At 72.7% G+C, this 20,510-nt stretch carries 19 protein-coding genes; 12 read left to right on the top strand and 7 right to left on the bottom strand.

Features of this window, described 5'->3' with window-relative positions:
- Positions 1-173 precede the first annotated feature (173 nt).
- Positions 174-377, top strand: a complete 204-nt coding sequence (locus FB157_RS00655) for a hypothetical protein (protein ID WP_145874849.1) — start codon at positions 174-176, stop codon at positions 375-377.
- 12 nt (positions 378-389) lie between these two features.
- Complete coding sequence (locus FB157_RS00650; RefSeq protein ID WP_145874847.1) at positions 390-3,542, top strand: CHAT domain-containing protein; 3,153 nt, start codon at positions 390-392, stop codon at positions 3,540-3,542.
- 207 nt (positions 3,543-3,749) lie between these two features.
- Here FB157_RS00650 and FB157_RS00640 read toward each other — a convergent pair whose 3' ends face one another.
- From FB157_RS00640 to FB157_RS00615, 6 genes are all read right to left on the bottom strand, one after another.
- Positions 3,750-4,739, bottom strand: a complete 990-nt coding sequence (locus FB157_RS00640) for a zinc-dependent alcohol dehydrogenase family protein (RefSeq protein ID WP_145874845.1) — start codon at positions 4,737-4,739, stop codon at positions 3,750-3,752.
- Entirely contained in the window at positions 4,736-5,581 is an 846-nt protein-coding gene (locus FB157_RS00635; protein WP_145874843.1) for a carbohydrate ABC transporter permease, read from the bottom strand. Before FB157_RS00635 ends, FB157_RS00640 begins: the two co-directional genes overlap by 4 nt.
- Positions 5,578-6,519 carry a carbohydrate ABC transporter permease gene (locus tag FB157_RS00630; protein WP_145874841.1) on the bottom strand — a complete coding sequence of 314 codons (942 nt, stop codon included), beginning with the start codon at positions 6,517-6,519 and terminating at the stop codon, positions 5,578-5,580. Before FB157_RS00630 ends, FB157_RS00635 begins: the two co-directional genes overlap by 4 nt.
- On the bottom strand, positions 6,516-7,889 hold the full coding sequence (locus tag FB157_RS00625; protein WP_145874840.1) for a sugar ABC transporter substrate-binding protein: 1,374 nt from the start codon (positions 7,887-7,889) through the stop codon (positions 6,516-6,518). The genes FB157_RS00630 and FB157_RS00625 overlap by 4 nt, the downstream gene beginning before the upstream one ends.
- A gap of 77 nt (positions 7,890-7,966) precedes the next feature.
- Positions 7,967-8,737 carry a DeoR/GlpR family DNA-binding transcription regulator gene (locus FB157_RS00620; protein ID WP_145874838.1) on the bottom strand — a complete coding sequence of 257 codons (771 nt, stop codon included), beginning with the start codon at positions 8,735-8,737 and terminating at the stop codon, positions 7,967-7,969.
- A gap of 283 nt (positions 8,738-9,020) precedes the next feature.
- Positions 9,021-9,845, bottom strand: coding sequence for an NAD(P)-dependent oxidoreductase (locus FB157_RS00615; RefSeq protein WP_145874836.1), 825 nt, complete (start codon positions 9,843-9,845; stop codon positions 9,021-9,023).
- Between the two features lie 222 nt (positions 9,846-10,067).
- Here FB157_RS00615 and FB157_RS00610 point away from each other — a divergent pair, with 222 nt between their 5' ends.
- Both FB157_RS00610 and FB157_RS00605 read left to right on the top strand, forming a co-directional pair.
- The gene (locus FB157_RS00610) at positions 10,068-11,009 is read left to right on the top strand and encodes a 5-dehydro-4-deoxyglucarate dehydratase (RefSeq protein ID WP_145874834.1); all 942 of its coding nucleotides are present in this window, start codon (positions 10,068-10,070) and stop codon (positions 11,007-11,009) included.
- A complete protein-coding gene (locus tag FB157_RS00605; protein WP_145874832.1) occupies positions 11,006-12,169 on the top strand; it encodes a hypothetical protein in 1,164 nt (387 codons plus the stop codon). The genes FB157_RS00610 and FB157_RS00605 overlap by 4 nt, the downstream gene beginning before the upstream one ends.
- On the opposite strand, the gene FB157_RS00600 is transcribed toward FB157_RS00605, so the two are convergent.
- Positions 12,106-13,341, bottom strand: a complete 1,236-nt coding sequence (locus FB157_RS00600) for an MFS transporter (protein ID WP_145874830.1) — start codon at positions 13,339-13,341, stop codon at positions 12,106-12,108. The genes FB157_RS00605 and FB157_RS00600 overlap by 64 nt on opposite strands.
- A gap of 223 nt (positions 13,342-13,564) precedes the next feature.
- Here FB157_RS00600 and FB157_RS00595 point away from each other — a divergent pair, with 223 nt between their 5' ends.
- The 8 genes from FB157_RS00595 (at position 13,565) to FB157_RS00555 (ending at position 19,929) form a co-directional block, all read left to right on the top strand.
- Positions 13,565-14,152: a TIGR03086 family metal-binding protein gene (locus FB157_RS00595; protein WP_145874828.1), complete on the top strand. Its 588-nt coding sequence runs from the start codon at positions 13,565-13,567 to the stop codon at positions 14,150-14,152.
- A gap of 278 nt (positions 14,153-14,430) precedes the next feature.
- The gene (locus FB157_RS00585; RefSeq protein ID WP_145874826.1) at positions 14,431-14,736 is read left to right on the top strand and encodes an antibiotic biosynthesis monooxygenase; all 306 of its coding nucleotides are present in this window, start codon (positions 14,431-14,433) and stop codon (positions 14,734-14,736) included.
- An 11-nt stretch (positions 14,737-14,747) separates the two neighbouring features.
- Positions 14,748-15,029: a hypothetical protein gene (locus tag FB157_RS00580; RefSeq protein WP_145874824.1), complete on the top strand. Its 282-nt coding sequence runs from the start codon at positions 14,748-14,750 to the stop codon at positions 15,027-15,029.
- Between the two features lie 147 nt (positions 15,030-15,176).
- Positions 15,177-15,938 (top strand): MBL fold metallo-hydrolase, encoded by a 762-nt coding sequence (locus FB157_RS00575; protein ID WP_145874822.1) that lies wholly within the window; start codon positions 15,177-15,179, stop codon positions 15,936-15,938.
- Between the two features lie 130 nt (positions 15,939-16,068).
- Positions 16,069-16,734 (top strand): GntR family transcriptional regulator, encoded by a 666-nt coding sequence (locus FB157_RS00570; RefSeq protein ID WP_145874821.1) that lies wholly within the window; start codon positions 16,069-16,071, stop codon positions 16,732-16,734.
- Positions 16,731-17,642 carry a dihydrodipicolinate synthase family protein gene (locus tag FB157_RS00565; RefSeq protein WP_145874819.1) on the top strand — a complete coding sequence of 304 codons (912 nt, stop codon included), beginning with the start codon at positions 16,731-16,733 and terminating at the stop codon, positions 17,640-17,642. Before FB157_RS00570 ends, FB157_RS00565 begins: the two co-directional genes overlap by 4 nt.
- Positions 17,630-19,360, top strand: coding sequence for an L-arabinonate dehydratase (gene araD, locus FB157_RS00560; protein ID WP_145874817.1), 1,731 nt, complete (start codon positions 17,630-17,632; stop codon positions 19,358-19,360). Before FB157_RS00565 ends, araD begins: the two co-directional genes overlap by 13 nt.
- Positions 19,361-19,521: 161 nt before the next feature.
- On the top strand, positions 19,522-19,929 hold the full coding sequence (locus FB157_RS00555) for an effector-associated constant component EACC1 (RefSeq protein ID WP_186581271.1): 408 nt from the start codon (positions 19,522-19,524) through the stop codon (positions 19,927-19,929).
- Positions 19,930-20,510: the final 581 nt, after the last annotated feature.

Below are 20,510 nucleotides of genomic sequence, written 5' to 3'. Positions count from 1 at the left end.
AGCTTGGTCGACCGGGCGTGGACGAGGTGCCGAAATCAGGATCGCTGTGACGGGGCCGGGGCCGTTTTCCGGGCCGGTGTCGATGACCGTGACACTGGGTACAAGGCCTGGCGCCCACGGTAGTGGCTCGGTGTCGAGACTGTCACCGGGCCTTCAGGTGCGGAGGTTTGTCCATGGCCGACGAAGCCGACGACAGTTTGAACTCCGATCCGTCCGACTTCGAGGGGGACGTCCCCGAGCTGCCCGAAAGCGACCTGCGCGGCGGCCATGCCACGGTCGGCGAGGAGGCGTTGCCGGACTTCGCGGTCGGCATCCCCCTGCCTCAGGCGCCCCCGGCGCCACCGGCGCAGCCGTCCGGCCCGGCGACCACGGACTGAGGGCGGGGTCCGATGGGGGGCGAGGGGGAAGTACGGCGCCTGACCGAGCGGGCGCTGGCCGAACTGCGTACGGCACTGGCCCGGTTCGGCCTGCTCAGCGACGAGGCGGAGGCCGCAGCAGTGCGGTTGATGGCGGTGACGGACCTGCGTCAGGAGTCGCAGGAGCGGACCGAACTGCTGCGCTACTACTACAACAGGGCCTTCGACGACGGCCCGGCAGGCACCGCGGCGCTGGAAGTCTGGCGACGGCTGCTGGAGGTGGTGTCTCCGGGGTGGAACGACGACCTCGACCCGAGCGACGACAGCACGGTCGTCTTCGACATGAGCACCGGAAGGATCGTCGGGCCGGACGGCTCACCGCTGATGCCGGACGAGCCGGACGAGGCGGAGGCGACCGGAGACGCCCTGCTCGGTCAGGTCCAGGAACTGATCAACGCCCACTCCGTCGAGGGCGATCCCTCGCTCCTGGAGCAGGCCGTGGCCAAGCTGCTGGAGTCCGACGGCACCGACCCCGCCCACCTGCGCGCGGCGGTGGAGTTCGGCGGCTGGCTGGGCGGGAACGCCAAGACCGAGCACGACCTGCGGATGGCCGTGCTGTCGGTCGCTCTGCTGGAGTGGGCCTGCGACCGGGACCCGGAACCGGAACCCCGGAACCTGGTCCAGCTCGGCAGCCACCTGGACACCCTCTACGACCTGACTCTCGACCAGGACACGATCCTGCGGGCCATCGAGGTGCGCCGCGCCGCCCTGGACGTGGTGGACGAGGACTCGCCGGCCCACCCGAACATCGAGGGCGAACTCTGTGCCGGGCTGTGGACCTACGGCCGGAACACGGACGTCACGGCGCTCGACGAGGCGCTGGCGCGACTGCCGCACGTCATCGCGCACCCCGCGCTGAACCCCTCGATCCGGCCGGGATGGATATGGAACCTGGGCACGGTTCTGCGCGATCGCGGAGTGCTGGCCTCGGACGGGGGATCGATCTCCGAAGCGATGGGTGTGCACGAGTGGGCCCTGCGCGAGGCCGAGGAGCAGGGCTGGCCGCAACAGCAGATGTTCGAGATCCGCTGGTCGCAGGCCACCACGATCCACAGCTGGTGGCGGTACTCGCACAATCCCGACGCGGGGAACGACTCCGTCCGGATGTTCCGGGACCTCCTGGACGAGATCCCGCCGCACAGCCCGCGGCTGGCCCCGGCGCTCAACGACTTCGGTATCGCCCTGCAGTCCATGCCCTACGGCGACGGCTCGGCCGCCCGCGAGTCCGCGACCGTGCTGCGGCACGCGCTGACCCTGATCGGACCCGGCGACGCGATACGGCCGCGCGTGCTGGCCAACCTGGTGGCCTCGCTGTGGGCGCCGGCCGACCACGGCACCGTCCTGTCCGCGGCCGAGGCCGACGAGCTGACGGCTCTGGCCACCGAGTCGGTGGAGACGACCCCCGAGGGCAGCCCCGAGCTCGGGCACCGGCTCAACCATCTGGGCCGGGCCCACTCCCTCAGATTCGAGCGGTACCACGCCACCGCGGATCTGGACGCCGCCGTCGATGCCTACCGCCGCTCGGCCGAGTACGAGGCCTCACCCCTGTGGGTACGGTGGAACTCCGCCTACAGCTGGGTGGAAACCGCGACGGCGGCGGCGGCCTGGGAGTCGGCGGCGCAGGGCTGTGTCCGCCTGGTCGGGCTGATCCCGCTGGCCGGCGGCGAGTTGGTGCGGCGCCGGGACCGCGAGCTCCAGCTGATCAGGCTGGGCGATGCACTGCGCGACGGGGCTGCGGCCGCTCTCCATGCCGGGCAGGCCGAACTCGCGCTGGAACTGCTGGAATCGGGGCGGGGCGTGCTGCTGCGCCATGCGATGCTCCGGGCAGCCGCGGTCGAGGAGCTGCGCGAGAAGGCGCCCGGCCTTGTCGGCACGTATGTGGCCCTGCGCAGGACCCTCGACCAGGACGACGGCTCGCTGCAGTTGGTCCGCTCCATCGGGGACACGGCACGCCGTATCGAGGCCGCGGAGGAATTCCGGGACCTGATCGAACACATCAGGACCCTGCCCGGTCTCGGGGACTTCCCGGCGGCCGGAGCGCCCCGCGCGACGGACACGCCGGCCCGGACCGCCGTGGTGCTGAACCTGAGCCGCTACCGCAGCGACGCGATCATCGTGGGGGCCGGTGGCGGCCAACCGGTCGTGGTGCCCCTGCCGTTGGTGACGCCGGACAGCGTGGCGGAACAGGTCCGTGCCCTCTACGCCGCGCTGCGCCGCCGTGGGTCCGCCAAGGCCGGTGCGGGAGGCCGGGAGGAGCCCGAGCGCGCCGTGGCGTCCGTCCTCGCATGGACCTGGGACGCCGTTGTCGCGCCCGTCCTGGCCGCGCTCGGGTGGGACCACCGGTCGCCCGCGGCGTCGCGCCCGCGCCTGTGGTGGTCACCGACCGGCGCGTTGACGCTGCTTCCGCTGCATGCGGCGCTGCGGCCCGCCGACGGCCCCGCCGCGAGGCTGTGCGCGCTGGAGTGCGTCGTCTCCTCCTACACCCCCACCCTCGCGGCGCTGCGGAAACCCGCGATGCCGGCCGTGCCGGCCCGGTCGGCGTGCGTGGTGGCGATGCCGGTGACGCCGGGAGAGGCGGACCTGCCGGGCGTGACGGCCGAGGCGAAGACGGTGGCCGACTGCTATCCCGGCTCGGTTCCGCTCGTCGGGAAGGACGCGACACACGCCGCGGTGGCCTCGGCGCTCTCGCGTGCGGCGATCGCGCACTTCGCCTGCCATGCCGGCAACGTGCCGGACGACCCCTCCCGAAGCGGCCTGCTGCTCGCCGACGGCACGTTGTCCGTGGCCGAGCTGTCGGTCCAGGACCTGGAGGGGCACGCCTTCCTGGCGTATCTGTCGGCCTGCGACACGGCCCGGGGCGGCACCGTCCTCACGGACGAGGCCATCACGCTCTGCGCCGGTCTGGTGCTGGCCGGATTCAGGCATGCGGTCGGGACGCTGTGGCCGGTCGACGACGCGGCGGCCACGTATCTCGCGGGCAGGTTCCACCGGGCGTTGGCCCGGCGGCTGAGCCGGGGCGAAGCCGTGGAGCCCGCCGAGTTGCTGAACCAGCTGGCGGAGTGGACCTCGGGCGGCTGGCCGGACCGGCCCAGCCGCTGGGCGACGCTGATCCACTTCGGCGGCTGAGCGGTCGCGGGGGGGGGGGGGGGCGGCCCCCCCCCCCCCCCCCCCCCCCCCCCCCCCCCCCCCCCCCCCCCCCCCCCCCCCCCCCCCCCCCCCCCCCCGCTGCCCGGCCCGGGGGGGGGGGGCCCGCCCCCCCCCCCCGGGGGGGGGGGGGGGGGGGGGTGGGGGGGGGGGGGGGGGGGGGGGGGGCGCCCCCCCCCCCGCGACCCGCTACGGCACGACCACGATCTTCCGCCCCACGCCCGCCGCGAACTGTTCCAGCGCCTCGGGGTACCGCTCCAGCGGGATCCGGTCGCTGATGAACACCTCGGGGTCCAGCACACCGTTCGCGAACAGTTCCGCGGCCCGTTCGAAGCTGTGCAGGACCGCCATCGAACCGGTGATGGTGATCTCCTGGTTGTAGATGCGGTACGGATCTATCGTCACGCGCGCCGCGTAGTCGGCCACCCCGAACTGCAGGAATGTGCCCGCCTTCGCCACCCGGTCCAGGCCGTCCTGGATGGCCGCGGCGTTGCCGGTCGCGTCGACGACCACGTCCCAGCCCTGCGGGCGGTCCAGTTCGTCCGCGCCGGCGGCGGCCGCCGAGACACCGAGTCGGCGGGCCGTCGCCAGGCGGGACGGGTTGAGGTCCACGACGTCCACGCTCGCCGCGCCGGTGCGTTTGGCCAGTTCCAGCATCATCAGACCCATGGTCCCGGAGCCGTAGATCAGGACGTGGGCGCCGAGGCGGGCGCGGAGGACGTCGTAGCCGCGTACCGCGCAGGACAGGGGTTCGACGAGGGCCGCGTCCTGGGTGCGGACGTGTTCGGGGAGCTTCACGCAGTTCGCCACCGGGGCCACCGCGTACCGGGCCGCGCCGCCTGCCGCCGTCACGCCGATCGCCGCCCAGCGCTCGCACAGGTTGTTGTGGCCGGTACGGCAGTAGCGGCACTCGTAGCAGTACAGGGAGGGGTCCACGGCCACGCGGTCGCCGACCGTGACCTCGGTGACCTGGGTGCCGACCCCGACCACCTCGCCCGCGAACTCGTGCCCGGGGACGATCGGCAGCTTGGGCGCGAACTCGCCCTGGAGGATGTGCAGATCGGTGCCGCACAGGCCGCAGGCGGCGACCTCGACGACGACCTCGCGGGGGCCCGGCGTCGGGTCCGGGACCTCGGTGACGACGGCCCGGCCCACGGACTCGATGACGGCGGCCTTCATTTCACGGCTCCCAACGACAGGCCCTGGACCAGCTTGTCCTGGGCGGCGAACCCCGCGGCGAGCACCGGCAGGGAGATGACGAGCGACGCGGCGCACACCTTCGCCAGGAACAGGCCCTGGCTGGTGATGAAGCCGGTCAGGAAGACCGGGGCGGTCTCGGCGACCACGCCCGTCAGGACCCGGGCGAAGAGCAGTTCGTTCCAGCTGAAGATGAAGCAGATCAGGGCGGTGGCGGCGATGCCGGGCAGGGCGATGGGGGCCACCACGCGGGCGAGGATCGTCGGCAGGCGGGCGCCGTCGATCTGCGCCGCCTCGATCACCGCCACCGGGACCTCGGCGAGGAAGGACTGCATCATCCACACCGCGATCGGCAGGTTCATGGAGGTGTAGAGGATGACGAGCAGCCAGATGTTGTCGAGCATCCCGGTGTTCTTGGCGAACAGGTAGACGGGCAGCAGGCCCGCCACCACCGGCAGCATCTTGGTGGACAGGAAGAAGAACAGGACGTCCGTCCACTTCCTCACCCGGCGGATGGACAGCGCGTACGCCGCCGGGAAGGCCAGCAGGAGCACGAACAGTGTCGAGGCCACCGATGCCATGGTCGAGTTGATCAACGCCGGCCAGGGGCTCGCGCCCCCGCCCGTGCCGAAGAAGTCGCGGTAGCCGTCCAGGGTCAGGGCCGCACCGAAGGACGGGGGATTCGTGGCGGCGTCGGCCTCCGAGTGGAACGAGGTCAGGACCATCCAGGCGATGGGCAGGAAGAACAGCAGCCCGACCAGCCAGGCCAGCAGGCCGAGACCTACTCGGCGGCGGCCGCGGACGCGTACGGCGACTGCGCTCATGCGCGGGACACCTCCTCGCGGAACAGGGACGACACCACGCGCAGGGCGAAGGTCGCGATGACGATCGAGCCGATGACGACCAGGACGCCGGCCGCCGAGGCGAGGCCGTTCTCATGGGCCTGGTAGAAGCTCTGGTAGACGGTGTAGGGAAGGTTCGCGGTACCCAGGCCGCCGGAGGTGATCGTGAAGACCGCGTCGAAGTTCTGGACGATGTAGATCGAGCCCAGCAGGGCGCCCAGTTCGAGATAGCGGCGCAGATGCGGGAGCGTGAGGTGACGGAAGATCTGCCAGTCGCTCGCGCCGTCCACCCGCGCCGCCTCCAGCTGCTCGGGGTCGCGGCTCTGCAGTCCAGCCAGCAGGATCAGCATCATGAACGGCGTCCACTGCCAGATCAGGGAGGCCTCGACCGCGAGCAGCGGGGTGTTCGAGATCCAGTCCGGCTGGGGGCCGCCCACATAGTGCAACAACCCGTTGAACAGGCCGTATTCGGGGTTGTAGAGCACGTGCTTCCACAGCAGGGCCGCGGCGACCGGGACCAGCAGGAACGGGGCGATCAGCAGGGTGCGGAGCAGGCTGCGGCCCCGGAACCTCCGGTTGAGCAGCAGTGCGATGCCGAGGCCCAGGACCAGGCTGACCAGGACCACCGTGACCGTCAGCAGGATCGTCGTCCACACCGAGGCGCGCAGGTCCGGGTCGGTCAGGACCTGGCGGTAGTTGTCGGTGCCGGCGAAGTGACGGGCGTTCGGATAGAGGGCGTTCCAGTGGAAGAACGAGATCACCACGGTCGCCACGAACGGCAGCTGGGTCACCACGATCATGAAGACCAGGGCGGGCAGCAGAGGGGCCCGGACGGCCCAGGCTCGCATGCGGTTCGGCGGCCGGGTCGCCGGCCGCGCGGTGGCGGCGGCGACCCGGGCGGAGGAGGTCGTGACGGTCATGATCCCTCGTGCTTCTTGGCGACGGCCTCGGCGAGCTGCTGCGACTTCTGCAGCGCGCTGTCGACGGACTCCCGGCCGGCTATGGCGGAGCTGATCTCCTGGGAGACCTTGGTGCCGAGGTCGGTGAACTCGGGGATGCCGACGAACTGGATGCCGGGCGCGGGGCGGGGCTGCACACCCGGGTCGTTCGGCTTGGCACCGGCTATGGCGTTCCGGGTGACGTCCGCGAAGGCGGCCGCCTCCTTGCGGTACTCCGGGATGTCGTACGTCGAAGAGCGCTTGCCGGCGGGCACGTCGGACCAGCCCGCCGTCCTGCCCACCAGGTTCTCGTAGCCCTTGCCGGAAGCCCACGAGATGAACTTCCAGGCGTCGTCGGGGTTCTTGGACGCCTTCTGGATGCCCCACGCCCAGGTGTAGAGCCAGCCGGAGCTGTCGGTCTTCTCGACCGGGGCCTGGACGTAGCCGATCTTGCCCTTGACCGGGGAACCGGAGGCCTCCAGCGAACCCGCGCCGGACGTGGCGTCGTACCACATGGCCGTCTTGCCCTGCGTCATGTCGTTCAGGCACTCGGCGAAGCCGGACTGCGCGGCGCCGGACTCGCCGTGCTTGCGGACCAGGTCGACGTAGAACTGCGTGGCCTGCTTGAACTCCGGGGAGTCCACCTGTGCCTTCCAGTCCTTGTCGAACCAGGTGCCGCCGAAGGTGTTGACGACGGTGGTCAGCGGAGCCATCACCTCGCCCCAGCCCGGCAGCCCGCGCAGACAGATGCCCTTCATCCCGGACTCGGCGCCGTCCGCCTTGGCGGCCAGGCCGGCGACCTGCTTCCAGGTGGGCTTGGCCGGCATGGTCAGGCCCTTCTTCCGGAAGACGTCCTTGCGGTACATCAGGAAGGAGGACTCGCCGTAGAAGGGCTCGCCGTAGAGCTTGCCGTCCGCGGCGGTGAGGGCCTGCCGCATCGGGGCGAGGATGTCCTGCTGGTCGAAGGCGGTGTCGCTCCTGACGTACGAGTCGATCGGGTGGAGCCAGCCGTTCTTGGCGTAGATGGGGATCTCGTAGTTGCTGAGCGTGGCGACGTCGTACTGGCCCGCCTGGTTGGCGAAGTCCTGGCTGATCTTGTCTCTGACGTCGTTCTCCGGCAGGACGGTGAAGTTCACCTTGATCCCGGTGTCCTTGGTGAAGTTGTCGGCGGTGAGCTTCTGCAACTCCACCATCTGCGGGTTGTTCACCATCAGGACGTTGACGGAGTGGGCGGAGGACCCGCCGCCGGCGCCTCCGGCGCCCGAGCAGCCGGCGAGCAGTGGGGTGATCAGCGTTCCTGCGGCGGCCACGGCATACAGGGCGCGGGGCGTTCGGCGGCTCTGGGTTCGCATGGAGGGCTCCTGAACGTATGGGGAGATAACGGGCGTCTACGGGTGTGGGTGTGCCCCTGGGGACGGTGTTCGGTTCTTCAGACCCGGATGACCTGCGGGCCCAGCAGGGAGTAGCGGTGGGCCTCGGCCGCCGGGAGCAGCGTGCTCGTCACGATCGCCTCCAGCGCGCCGACCTCGGCGAACCGGCAGAAGCTGACCGCCCCGAACTTGGTGTGCACGCCCGCGAAGACCGTCCTGCGCGCGGCGCGGATGGCCTGGGCCTTGACCTCGCTGACGGCGGGGTCGGGGGTGGTCAGGCCGTGTTCGCGGGAGATGCCGTTGGCGCCGATGAAGGCGAGGTCGAGCACGAAGCCGGACAGCATCCTGGTCGTCCAGTGGTCGACGGTCGCCAGGGTGCCGGCGCGGACCCGTCCGCCGAGGAGCAGGACCGACATGTTCTCGGCCTCGGCGAGGGCGCCCGCGACGGGCAGGGACGCGGTGACCACGGTCAGCGGCCGGTCCGTCGGCAGGGCCTCGGCGATGAGCTGCGGGGTGAAGCCCTCGTCGACGAAGACCGTCTCCGCGTCCCCCAGCAGCTCGGCCGCGGCGGCCGCGATCCGGCGTTTCTCGGGGACGTGGCTGGTGGCGCGGAAGGCGAGTGTCGTCTCGAAGCCGGCGCTCTCGACCGGGTAGGCGCCGCCGTGGGTGCGACGGACCAGCCCGTGGTCCTCCAGGGCGCGCAGATCACGCCGGATGGTCTCCTTGGCCACGCCCAGCCGGGTGGCGAGTGCGGTGACGTCGACCGAGCCCGTGGCGCGCGCGGCCAGCACGATCTCGCGCTGGCGTTCTTCCGCCGTCCTCGTGCTCATGCCGTCACCCACTTCCCTGTGGAGCTGCCCGTTCGGGCCCATGGGGGAAGTTCTACAGCGGGTGTGCGGCGCTGACCAGGTCTGTTGCGGGTTCGATACTGCCCGTGTGTGCCCGTTTGCGAAGCGGTGTGCCCGCCTCGGACCTGCGCTGCTGCCGGGTGAGGAGTGGGATCGGGCGGCCCGGATGCCCGAACACGGCGGCGGGCGGGCCCGTTCGGTGCCCGCCCGCCGCGATGAGCGATCGTTTTCCGCCGTCACAGCGGTCCCCGGTCCCGCCCGGGGCTCAGTGCGGCCAGATGGGCGGGTCGTTCACGAAGTGCCCGCCCAGGTGGCTGTGGGCCGGGTTCTCCGGGTCCAGTTCGCCCTGCTCCGCGATCAGCTTCTCGGCGTACGGCTCCGAGTCGTCCTGCGGTTCGTAGCCGAGCGACCGCGCGGACGTGAGGTCCCACCACAGGCGGGTGTTGGCCGAGGAGCCGTAGACCACGGTGTGGCCGACGTCCTCGGCGGTGAGCGCCGCGTGGAAGAGGCGGGCGCCGTCGGCCGGGCTCATCCAGACCGAGAGCATGCGCACGCCGGTCGGCTCCGGGAAGCAGGAGCCGATGCGCACCGAGACGGTCTCCAGGCCGTGCCGGTCCCAGTAGAGCTGGGCGAGGTCCTCGCCGAAGGCCTTGGACAGGCCGTAGAAGGTGTCGGGGCGGTGTGGGGTGTCGATCGGGATCAGCGCTCTTGGATCAAGAGGTGTGCCCGGGCGCGGGGCCGGCGTGAAGCCGACGGCGTGGTTGGAGGAGGCGAAGACGATCCGCGGCACGCCTTCCAGGCGGGCGGCCTCGTACAGGTTGTAGGTGCCCTCGATGTTCGACCTGAGGATCTTCTCGAAGGGCGCCTCGAGGGAGATGCCCGCGAGGTGCAGGACTGCGTCCACGCCCCGCACCGCCTCGCGCAGCGCCTCCTTGTCGGTGAGGTCCGCGGTGACGGCGTCCGGCGCGCCCTCGACGGGGCGCACGTCGAACAGGCGCAGCGTGTAGCCGTACTCCGGCAGCAGGGACCGCATCAGGGTGCCGAGCCCGCCGGCGGCGCCGGTGAGCAGCACGGTGCGGGGAGCGGGCATCCTCGGTCTCCTTGACGACGGCGGCCGCGTGCATGGACGGGATTCACATTCATGGACACGCTAGGGAGCGGCGGCGGATCACGTCAAGTGTGCCGCGGGGTGGGGAAATCCGTTGCCGTGTCGCGGGATTGCCCGCTTGACCCGGGCCGAGACCGGCCCGTAGCGTGAAGTTGTTCAGAAATATGGACGCTGATCAGAAACGTGTACCGACAGGGAGCGCCCGTGACGCCAGCCCCTCTCGCCGCCCGGCTCCGCGACCCGAGCGGGCCGCTGTTCTTCCCCGTCACGGCCTACGGCCCGGACGGCGCCCTCGACCTCGACGTCCACCGCACCCACGTGCGCCGGGGCGTCGCGGCCGGTGCCGCCGCCGTGTTCGCCTGCTGCGGCACCGGGGAGTTCCACGCGCTGCTGCCGGAGGAGTTCGAGGCCTGCGTGCGGGCGGCCGTCGAGGCGGCCGAGGGGCGCGTCCCGGTGATCGCGGGGGCGGGCTACGGCACCGCGCTGGCCGTCCGCTACGCGCGTCTCGCCGAGGACGCGGGCGCCGACGGGCTCCTCGCCATGCCGCCGTACCTCGTGTCGGCCGGCCAGGAGGGCCTGCTGCGGCACTACCGGGAGGTCGCCGCCGCCACCGCCCTGCCGGTGATCGTCTACCAGCGCGACAACGCCGTCTTCACCCCGCACACCGTGGTCGCGCTGGCCCGCACCGAGGGGGTCATCGGTCTCAAGGACGGCCTCGGCGACCTGGACCTGATGCAGCGGATCGTCAGCGCCGTGCGCACCGAGGTCCACGGCGACTTCCTCTACTTCAACGGCCTGCCCACCGCCGAGCAGACCCAGCTCGCCTACCAGGCCCTCGGCATCACCCTGTACTCCTCGGCCGTGTTCTGCTTCGCCCCGGAGATCGCCCTCGCCTTCCACCGGGCCCTTCGCACGGGCGACCGGGACACCGTGCGCCGCCTCCTGGACGGTTTCTACCACCCGTTCGTGGAGCTGCGCGCCCAGGGCCGCGGCTACGCCGTCTCGCTCGTCAAGGCGGGCGTGCGGCTGCGCGGCCTGGACGTCGGCGAGGTCCGGCCCCCGCTGGACGAGCCCGGCGAGGACCACGTCAAGCAGCTCGCCCGGCTGATCGAGCGCGGCCACGCGCTGCTGGAGGAGGACGCGTGAAGGCGTCGGCGTTCGTCTACCCCTGGGACGTCAACGGCGACCCCGAGGCCCCCGCCCGCATCGCCGCACTCGGCGTACGGCAGGCGACCCTCGCCTCCGCCTACCACTCCACCCGCGCCCTGACCCCCCGCCACCCGCGCCACCGCATCGTCACCGCCGAGTACGCGGCCGTCCTGTACCCGGCCGGCAACCGCTGGGCCGGCCGCGGCCTGCGCCCGTACACCGCCGGGCGCTGGGCCCCGTCGGACGCCTACGGAGAGGCCGCCGGGGCGCTCGCCGCGGCCGGGGTCGAGGTGCACACCTGGGTCGTCCTCGCGCACAACTCCCGCCTGGGCGCCGAACATCCGGACACCTCGGTCGTCAACGCCTATGGCGACCGCTACCCGTGGGCCCCCTGCATCGCCCAGCCCGCAACCCGCGCGTACCTGGTCGACCTGGCGGCCGAGGCCGCCGTACGCCCCGGCGCGCACGGCACCGAACTGGAGTCCCTCGGCTGGTACGGGATCCAGCATCTGCACGCCCACGACAAGACCGCCGGGGTCGCTCTCGGGGACGCCGGGCAGTACCTGATGTCGCTCTGCTTCTGTCCCGCCTGCCGCGCCGGGTACGGCGAACAGGGCCTGGACGCCGACGCGTTGGCGGTCGCCGTACGGGACGCCCTGGAGCCGCTGTGGCGGGGCGCGGCCGACGACGGGGGCTGGCCGACGGTCGACAAGCTCCTCGGCCAGGACACCGCTGCCGCCACGCGCGCGTGGCGCGACACCACCGCCCGCACCCTCCAGGAGCAGGCCGTCGGCGCCGTACGCGCCGCCGCTCCCGACGGCTTCCAGGTCCTGCTGCACGCCGACCCGGTGCCGTACCACTGCGGTGCCAACGCCGGCGTCGATCCCGCCCACGTCCTCTCCGTCGCGGACGGTGTGGTGGTGCCGTGCACGGGCGGTACCGACCTGCTGGCGCCCTTCGCCGAGCAGGCGCGCGAGAAGGCGGTACTGGCCGCCAACTTCACGGTGGTCTCCGGGATGGGCGGCAGCCCCGGCACCCTCGCGGCCGACGCGGCACGCGCGCGTGCCCGGGGTGCGACGGAACTGCGCCTGTATCACGCCGGGTTGGCGTCGGACCGGGACCTCGCGGCGGTGCGCGAGGCACTCGGCGCGCGCTGAGCCGCGAGCGCGACGGCCGTCAGGAGCAGTCCCAGGCCGTACACGGGCAGCAGCAGCCCGGGGCCGGCCAGTCCGACCAGGCCCGCCCCGACGGCCAGTCCGGCCACGTTCGGAGTGAACATCAGCGTGTGGGCGGTGGCGGTCACCCGGCCCAGCAGCGGACCCGGGGTCTCGTCCTGCACGGCGGTGAGCGCGGCGATCAGCACACAGGGCAGACCGAGACCGACGGCGGCCCCGGCCACCAGGGCCACCGGATCCGACGGCACGGCCCGCGCGGCCACCCCGGCCGCCGTCAGCGCGATCCCGGCCGCCGCGAACCGGCGCCCGCCCAGCCGCCGCAGCGCCGGCCCGGACACCAGTCCGGCCACCACCGAGCCCGCACCCTGGACGGCGTAGAGCACACCCGCGTAGGCGGGGGAGTGCCCGAGACGGTCCACGACGGCGTACACCGTGGTGCTGCCCAGCGAGGCCAGGAGCATCGTCGTACCGCCCGCCCGGACCAGCGGACGCAGCCCCGGATGCCCCCACAGATGACGGACGCCCTCGGTGGTCTCCCGCCACCAGCCCACGCCCGACCGGGCGGGCCGCTCCTCGGGGACGCGTACGAGGGCGCACAGCCCGGCCGCGAGCACGAAGGTGACCGCGTCGAGACAGGCGACGGCCGGCCCGCCGAAGGCCGCGTACAGGCCCGCCCCGGTCAGCGGGGCGACCAGCTTCATGCCCTCGTTGGCGGACATGCGCAGCCCGTTGAAGTCGCCCCGCAGGTCCGGGCCGACGGCGGCGGTGACCAGCGCCGACTCGGCCGCGTCATGGACGACGCCGGCGGCGCCGTACCCGCACAGCACGGCGAACAGCAGCCACAGGCGGCCGGGGGAGTCCACCGCGAACAGGGTGGGCAGGAGGGCGGCCAGGGCGAGGCTGACCGTGATGAGCAGGGGTTTGCGGCGGAACCGGTCGGCGAGGGTACCGAGCGCCGGGCCGGCCAGGGTGGGTGCCCACATGGCGAGCATGCACAGGGCGGCCAGACCGTCGGAACCGGTGAGGTCCTTGACCCACACGCCCGACGCCAGCCACAGCGAGGACGTGCCGAAACCGGACACGACCACACCCGTCAGAAGCAGCCCCGCAGTGCGGTCCCGCAGCACGCGGAGCACGGTCCAGGAAGTCGTCATGCCAGGTCATCGTGGCCCTAAGGGGGGTGCGCGCGGATCGGTCACCTGCCCTATCCGGACCCGGGACCACGGCGGCGGCAAGCGGGGGCCCCGGCGGCGATGACCGGGTGGCCCTTGAGACGGTGCACGACGTCCCACGCGCCTGGCGCAGGGCACCGATGAGTTCCGCGGAGCCGGCCGGTCACCCCTCCGTACGGGCAGAGCGACCCCCAAGGAGCAGGACATGACCGACCCGATCCTCGACCTCGGACCACAGACCCGGATCCTCGCACGGCTCGCGGAATCCGTGACCGACGAGCAGCTGCCGGGCCCCACCCCGTGCCCCGACCTGGCGGTACGCAATCTGCTCGGCCATCTGCTGGGCCTGTCCGCCGCCTTCCGTGACGCCGCCCGCAAGGACCTGGGCCCCCACACCGACACACCCCCGAACACCGTCGTCCCGGACATCGGCCCCGGCTGGCGCGAGGAGCTGCCCAAGGTGCTGGACGAACTCGCCGACGCCTGGCGCGACCCGGCCGCCTGGACCGGCATGACCCGCGCGGGCGGGGTGGACCTGCCCGGGGCGGTCGCGGGTGCGGTCGCCGCCGACGAGCTGGTGATCCACGGCTGGGACCTGGCCCGCGCCACCGGCAGCCCCTACGCCCCCGACCCCGCGGCCCTCACCTCCGCCCACGGCTTCCTCCTCGCGGCGGCCGACGACCCGAACCGCGGCAAGGGCCCCTTCGGGCCGGTCGTCCCCGTCCCGGCCGAGGCGCCGCTGCTGGACCGGGCGGTGGGGCTGAGCGGGCGGGATCCGGGGTGGCGCCGCTAGGTCCTGTCGTCAAATTCCCGTCGTCGCCCGAAGGGCGGCCTCGCGGCGTCTGGTGCGTGCTCTCGGCGTGCCGGGCGGAAGTCCTCGTACTGGACGTACTTGGGCTTTCGCCCGGTGCGGCGAGAGTGCGTGCCAGGCGTCGTGGGGCAGACGGGAATTTGACGACAGGGCCTAGTGCCCCGGGCGCGCCGGCGATCTCCGGGCGGCGGAAGCGGCGCATCGGCCCTACGGTGACCTGAGGGGGGGCAGGCCGTACAGGTACTACGGAGGATGCCGCCATGCAGGAGCACTACGTGTGGGTGACGACGCGCCGCCTTCAGCCGGGGGCGTTGCAGGAGTTCGAGCGGGCATGGCGCCCGGCCCCCGCCCCGCCGGGCCTGCACCGCGCCTACGCGTACTGGTCCGAGGACGGGCAGGAGATCACCGGCGTGTCGTTCTGGGACACCCAGGAGTCGTGCGACGCGTGGCGGGGCTCCGACCCGGAGGCACAGCGGCGGGCGGCCATGGCTCCGTACGTCGTCTCGGAGAGCGAGGGCTTCTACCGCGGCCGCGAACTCACCCTCCCCGGCGTCGGCCACGGGTGAGCGCGGCCGACATGAGCGGGATCGTCGTCGTGTACGAGCTCGACCGCCCGGCGGCCGCCCACACCTCCCCGCCCGGGCCGTCCGGCGCGGAACGCCTGCCGCGCCGGGTGCACGCGGTGCCCACCGCGCCCGGCAGGCCGGACGCCGCCGGGCCGCGGACACTCTGCGGCAAGGACACCTTCGCCATGGAACCGGCCCGGTGGACGCCCTCCGAGCACGCCGGAGCGCCGTGGTACCCCGCCGAGTACGCGTCCGTGGTCTGCCCCGAATGCGATGCCGTGATGGAGGTCTGAGCAGGCTCCCGGTCCGGACGGGGAGCGGCGGCGCCACGGCGGGTCCCCGCCGGCGCCGGGTTCCTCGCCGCCCGGCCGCGGCCACCCCCCGGCCCCCACTTGGCGAAATGAGCCGGAGCCGGGCGAAAGGCGTCGTACCCTCCTGCCATGCCGCTCTCCCTCACCGTCCTCGGTACCGCCTCGCCGCACCCGGGCCCCGACCGGCCCTGCTCCGGCTATCTGGTGTCCGGCGGCGGCGCCGAGGTGTGGGTGGACGCGGGGCCCGGTACGTTCGCCGCGTTGCAGCGGCACACGGATCCCGCCCGGCTCACCGCGATCTGGATCTCGCATCTGCACGCCGACCACAGCGCCGACCTGCTCGCCGCCGCCTACGCCTTCGCCTTCGGCGGCATGACCCCGAACGCCCCGATCCCGGTGTACGCGCCCCAGGACTGCGCGCGCCGGCTGGCCGGCTTCTTCGGCCGTCCCGACATCGAGTTCCTGAAGGGCGTCTTCGACTTCCGGGCCCTGTACGACGGCCACGACGTCCGGCACTGGAACCTGCGTCTGACCGCCCGCGCCGTCGCCCACGACACCGAGGCGTACGGGCTGCGCGCCGAGGCCCAGGGCAGTGTCCTCGCCTACTCGGGAGACAGCGGACCCTGCTCCGCGCTCGTCGAACTCGCCTCCCGCGCCGACCTGTTCCTGTGCGAGGCGGACCTCGACGAGCATCGCGTAGGCGAACACCCCCGGCAGGTCCACCTGACACCCGAGGACGCCGGCCGTATCGCGCGGGACGCACATGTGCGCGAGCTGCTCGTCACCCATGTCGGCCCCACGCTCACCCGCGAGGCGGCCACCGCGCGAGCCACCGCGGTCTCCGGCCGGCCCACGTACACCGCCGTCGAGGGCGACACCCGCACCGTCTGAGCCGGTCGCCCAGGCACCCCGACTTCCTTTGTCAGAAGCATTGACGAATCACGGGCCCCCTCCTACCTTCAACGCGTCGTACTTCGTACGTCATATATGAGACGCGATATGTGAGATCCGAGAGGGCCGTATGACCTCTGTGCCCACCCCGATCCCGTCCCGCACGCAGTACGTGCTGGACGCGATCAGACACCGCATCCTGACCGGCCTGCTGACGCCCGGCCAGGCCCTGGTCGAGACGGAGCTGGCCGCACAGTTCGGGGTGTCCAAGACCCCGGTGCGGGAGGCACTGAAGACCCTCGCCGGGACCGGGCTCGTCGTGATGAGCCAGTACAAGGGCGTCACGGTGCGCATGGTGGACGCGGACATGGCGCGCGAGGTCTACGACGTGCGGCTGCTGCTGGAGCCCGAGGCGCTGCGCCGGGCGGTGCGGCGCGAAGCCTCCCTCGACGCCGCCCGTGAGGCGCTCGCCCGGGCCGACGCCGCCGGCGACACCGCCGAACGCTCCCTGGCCAACCGCGAGTTCCACCGCGCCCTCTACCTGCCGTGCGGCAACCCGCTGCTCGGCAGGATGCTGGACGAGGTCCGCGACCAGGCCGCCCTCGTCTCCGCCGTCGCCTGGGCGGCCGACCCCTCCTGGGAGCGCGAGGCCGCCGAGCACCGGGAGATCCTGCGGCTCGCGCTGGACGGCGACGCGGATGGCGCGGCGAGCGCCCTGCACTCCCACATCGCCTCGTTCGTACGGCGCGCTTTCCCCTCGGACACCGAGTCCGACCCGGCGGAAGGCCATCGATGAGCAGCGTGACGTTCGAGAGCCAACGGGCGGCCCTGGCCGACGTGGTGGCCATCCCGGTGACCCCCTTCGCCGAGGACGGCTCCGTCGCGCGGGACACCCACCGGGCCCTGCTGCGCCGGCTGCTCGACGGCGGGATCCGCACCCTCACCCCGAACGGCAACACCGGCGAGTTCTACGCCCTCACCCCCGAAGAGCGCCGCCTGGTCGCCGAGTCGACCGTCGACGAGGCCGGCGACCGCGCCGTGATCCTGGCCGGCGTCGGCCACGACCTGCCCACCGCGACCGCCTCCGCCCGGCACGCCCGCGCACTCGGCGCGCAGATGGTGATGGTCCACCAGCCCGTCCACCCGTACGTATCGGCGGCCGGCTGGGTCGACTACCACCGCGCCATCGCCGAGGCCGTGCCCGAACTGGGCGTGGTCCCCTACATCCGCAACGCCCGGCTGCCCGGCGCCCGCCTCGCCGAACTCGCCGGCCACTGCCCCAACGTCATCGGCGTGAAGTACGCCGTCCCGGACGCCGCACGCTTCGCGGCCTTCGCGCGGGACGCCGGCCTGGACCGCTTCGTCTGGGTGGCGGGCCTGGCCGAACCGTACGCACCCTCCTACTTCTCCGCGGGCGCCACCGGCTTCACCTCGGGGCTCGTGAACGTCGCCCCGGCCGTTTCGCTGCACATGATCGAAGCGCTTCGATCCGGTGACTACCCGGCCGCCATGAAGGTCTGGGAGCAGATCCGCCGGTTCGAGGAACTGCGTGCCGCCCACGGCTCCGCCGACAACGTCACCGTCGTCAAGGAGGCCCTCGCCGCGCTCGGCCTGTGCCGCCGGGACGTCCGTCCGCCGAGCAGGCAGCTGCCCGAGGACGAGCGCGCCGAGGTCGCCGCCATCGCCGCCGGATGGCCGGTGTGAAGCAGCCGCACGAGCTGAGAAGCCACCAGTGGTACGGCACCGACGGCCTGCGCTCCTTCAGTCACCGCGCCCGTACCCGCCAGCTCGGCTACCTGCCCGAGGAGCACCTGGGCAAGCCGGTCGTCGCGATCCTCAACACCTGGTCGGACATCAACCCCTGCCATGTGCACCTGCGGGACCGGGCGCAGGCCGTGAAGCGCGGGGTCTGGCAGGCCGGGGGCTTCCCGCTCGAGTTCCCGGTCTCCACACTCAGCGAGACCTTCCAGAAGCCGACCCCGATGCTCTACCGGAACCTGCTCGCGATGGAGACCGAGGAGCTGCTGCGGTCGTACCCGGTCGACGGCGCCGTCCTGATGGGCGGCTGCGACAAGTCCACGCCCGCCCTGCTGATGGGCGCCGCCTCGGTGGACCTGCCCGCCGTCTTCGTGCCGGCCGGGCCCATGCTCCCGGGCCACTGGCGGGGCGAGGTCCTCGGCTCCGGCACCGACATGTGGAAGTACTGGGACCAGAAGCGGGCCGGCCTCGTCGGGGACTGCGAGATGACCGAGCTGGAGAGTGGCCTGGCCCGCTCGCCGGGCCACTGCATGACCATGGGAACGGCGTCCACGCTGACCGCGGCCGCCGAGGCGCTCGGCGTCACCGTGCCCGGCGCGTCCAGCATCCCGGCGGTGGACTCCGCACACGACCGGATGGCCGCCAGGGCGGGCCTGACGATCGTCGAACTGGTCCGCAGGGACCGCAGGCTGAGCGAGGTCCTCACCCGGGAGGCCTTCGCGGACGCGGTCACCACCGTGCTCGGCCTCGGTGGCTCCACCAATGCCGTGATCCACCTGATCGCCATGGCGGGCCGGGCCGGAGTGGAACTGACGCTGGACGACTTCGACCGCATCGCCCGCACGGTCCCGGTCCTCGCCGACGTCCGCCCCGGCGGACAGCGCCACCTCATGGAGGACTTCCACTTCGCGGGCGGCCTGCCCGGCTTCCTCTCCCGCATCCCGGACCTGCTCCACCTGGACCGGCCGACGGTGTCGTACGACACCCTGCGCGAGCAGCTGGACGGCGCGCGGGTGCACGACGACGACGTCATCCGCCCCCGCGGCAACCCGGTCGCGAGCGAGGGCGGGGTCGCGGTGCTGCGCGGCAACCTCTGCCCCGACGGCGCCGTCATCAAGCACATCGCCGCCGAGCCCCGGCTGCTCAGGCACACCGGCCCGGCCGTCGTCTTCGACGACTACCGGACCATGCAGCGCACCATCGACGACCCGTCCCTCGGCATCACCGCCGACAGCGTGCTCGTGCTGCGCAACGCCGGCCCCAGGGGCGGCCCCGGCATGCCCGAGTACGGCATGCTCCCGATCCCGGAGCACCTGCTCAGGCAGGGCGTGCGGGACATGGTGCGGATCTCCGACGCCCGGATGAGCGGCACGAGTTACGGCGCCTGCGTGCTGCACGTGGCACCGGAGTCGTACGTCGGCGGTCCGCTGGCGCTGGTGCGCACCGGGGACCCCATCACCCTGGACGTCGAGGCACGCACCCTCCAGCTCCACGTGGACGACGAGGAGCTGGAGCGCAGGCGCGCCGAGTGGACGCCGCCGCCCGCCCGTTACGAGCGCGGCTACGGCGCCCTCTACAACGAACAGATCACCCAGGCCGACACCGGCTGCGACTTCGAGTTCCTGGCCCGCCCGGGCAAGGTGCCGGACCCGTACGCCGGTTGAACCCCCGCGACCCCTGGCGAAGCACTCATGAATCAGGAGGCGTGTTCGAGGTGAAGCGGAAGGCGGACCAGTGACCGGAATTCCCGGGTCAGGTTCCTCCCGGTCCCCCTACGCTGTTGCCTGACGGACTGTTGGGACAGGATGCAGGATCGGGGGAGCCTGTGGACGTACACGTGGATGTCCATCTCGCGGACGGTGCCGAAGACAGCACAGCCGCGGACGAGACGCGGTCACTGCTCGCCTGGCTCACCGAGGCCGACGAGCTGCGCGGCAGAGTCGCTCCACAGGAGGGACCACCGGTGCCCGGCACACTGGGCCCGGTCCTGGACGGCCTGGTGGTCGCGCTCGGCTCCGGCGGCGCGGTCACCGGACTCACCACCGCCCTGGTGGCCTGGATCCGCAGCCGGCACAGCGACGTCACCGTCAAGGCGACCCGGCCCGACGGCGCCTCGCTGGAGATCTCCACGAAGCTCGTCGGGCCGATGACCCCCCGGGAACTGCGCACCTTCGTGACCGACACCTCCCGGATCCTGGAGAGCGGCCGGGAAGCGGACGGAGGCGCGTTATGACCACCGGGTCCGCCGAGTCACCGGCCCTCCCCACGCCCGGCACCGCGCTGGCGTCCTCCGGCGCCCGGGTGCTGCTCATCGGCACCGGCACCCATCACGGCCCCACGCTGACCTCCGTACCGGCGGTGCCACGCAGCGTGGAGGCCCTGGCGGCCGCCCTGACCGAACGCTGCGGAGTGACCCCCGACCGGCTGCGCACGCTCGTCGACCCGGCGGACGCCCGCACGATGGCCCTGGCCGTCGCCGAAGCGGCGCAGGAGGCCGACAGCACCCTGCTCGTGTACTACGTGGGACACGGCCTCATCGGCCCCGGCGACGAGCTGTACCTCGCCGCGAGCGCCACCGACCGGCTGACCCCGGGCCTCGCGGCACACCAGGCGCTCTCGTTCTCGGCCCTGCGCGAGGCACTCACCCTGTGCCGCGCCGCGTCCGTGATCGTCATTCTGGACTGCTGCTTCTCCGGGCGCGCCCGGCTGGGCAACGGCACACCCCAGCCCGCGGCCTTCAGCCTGCCCGCCGGGCACGGGATGTACCTGCTGGGATCCGCCGAGCAGTTGGCGCTGGCCCCCGACGACGCCGAA

The sequence above is a fragment of the Streptomyces sp. BK340 genome (assembly GCF_007827595.1).
GTDB lineage: Bacteria > Actinomycetota > Actinomycetes > Streptomycetales > Streptomycetaceae > Streptomyces.
This window is presented reverse-complemented; position numbering and strand designations above follow the sequence as displayed.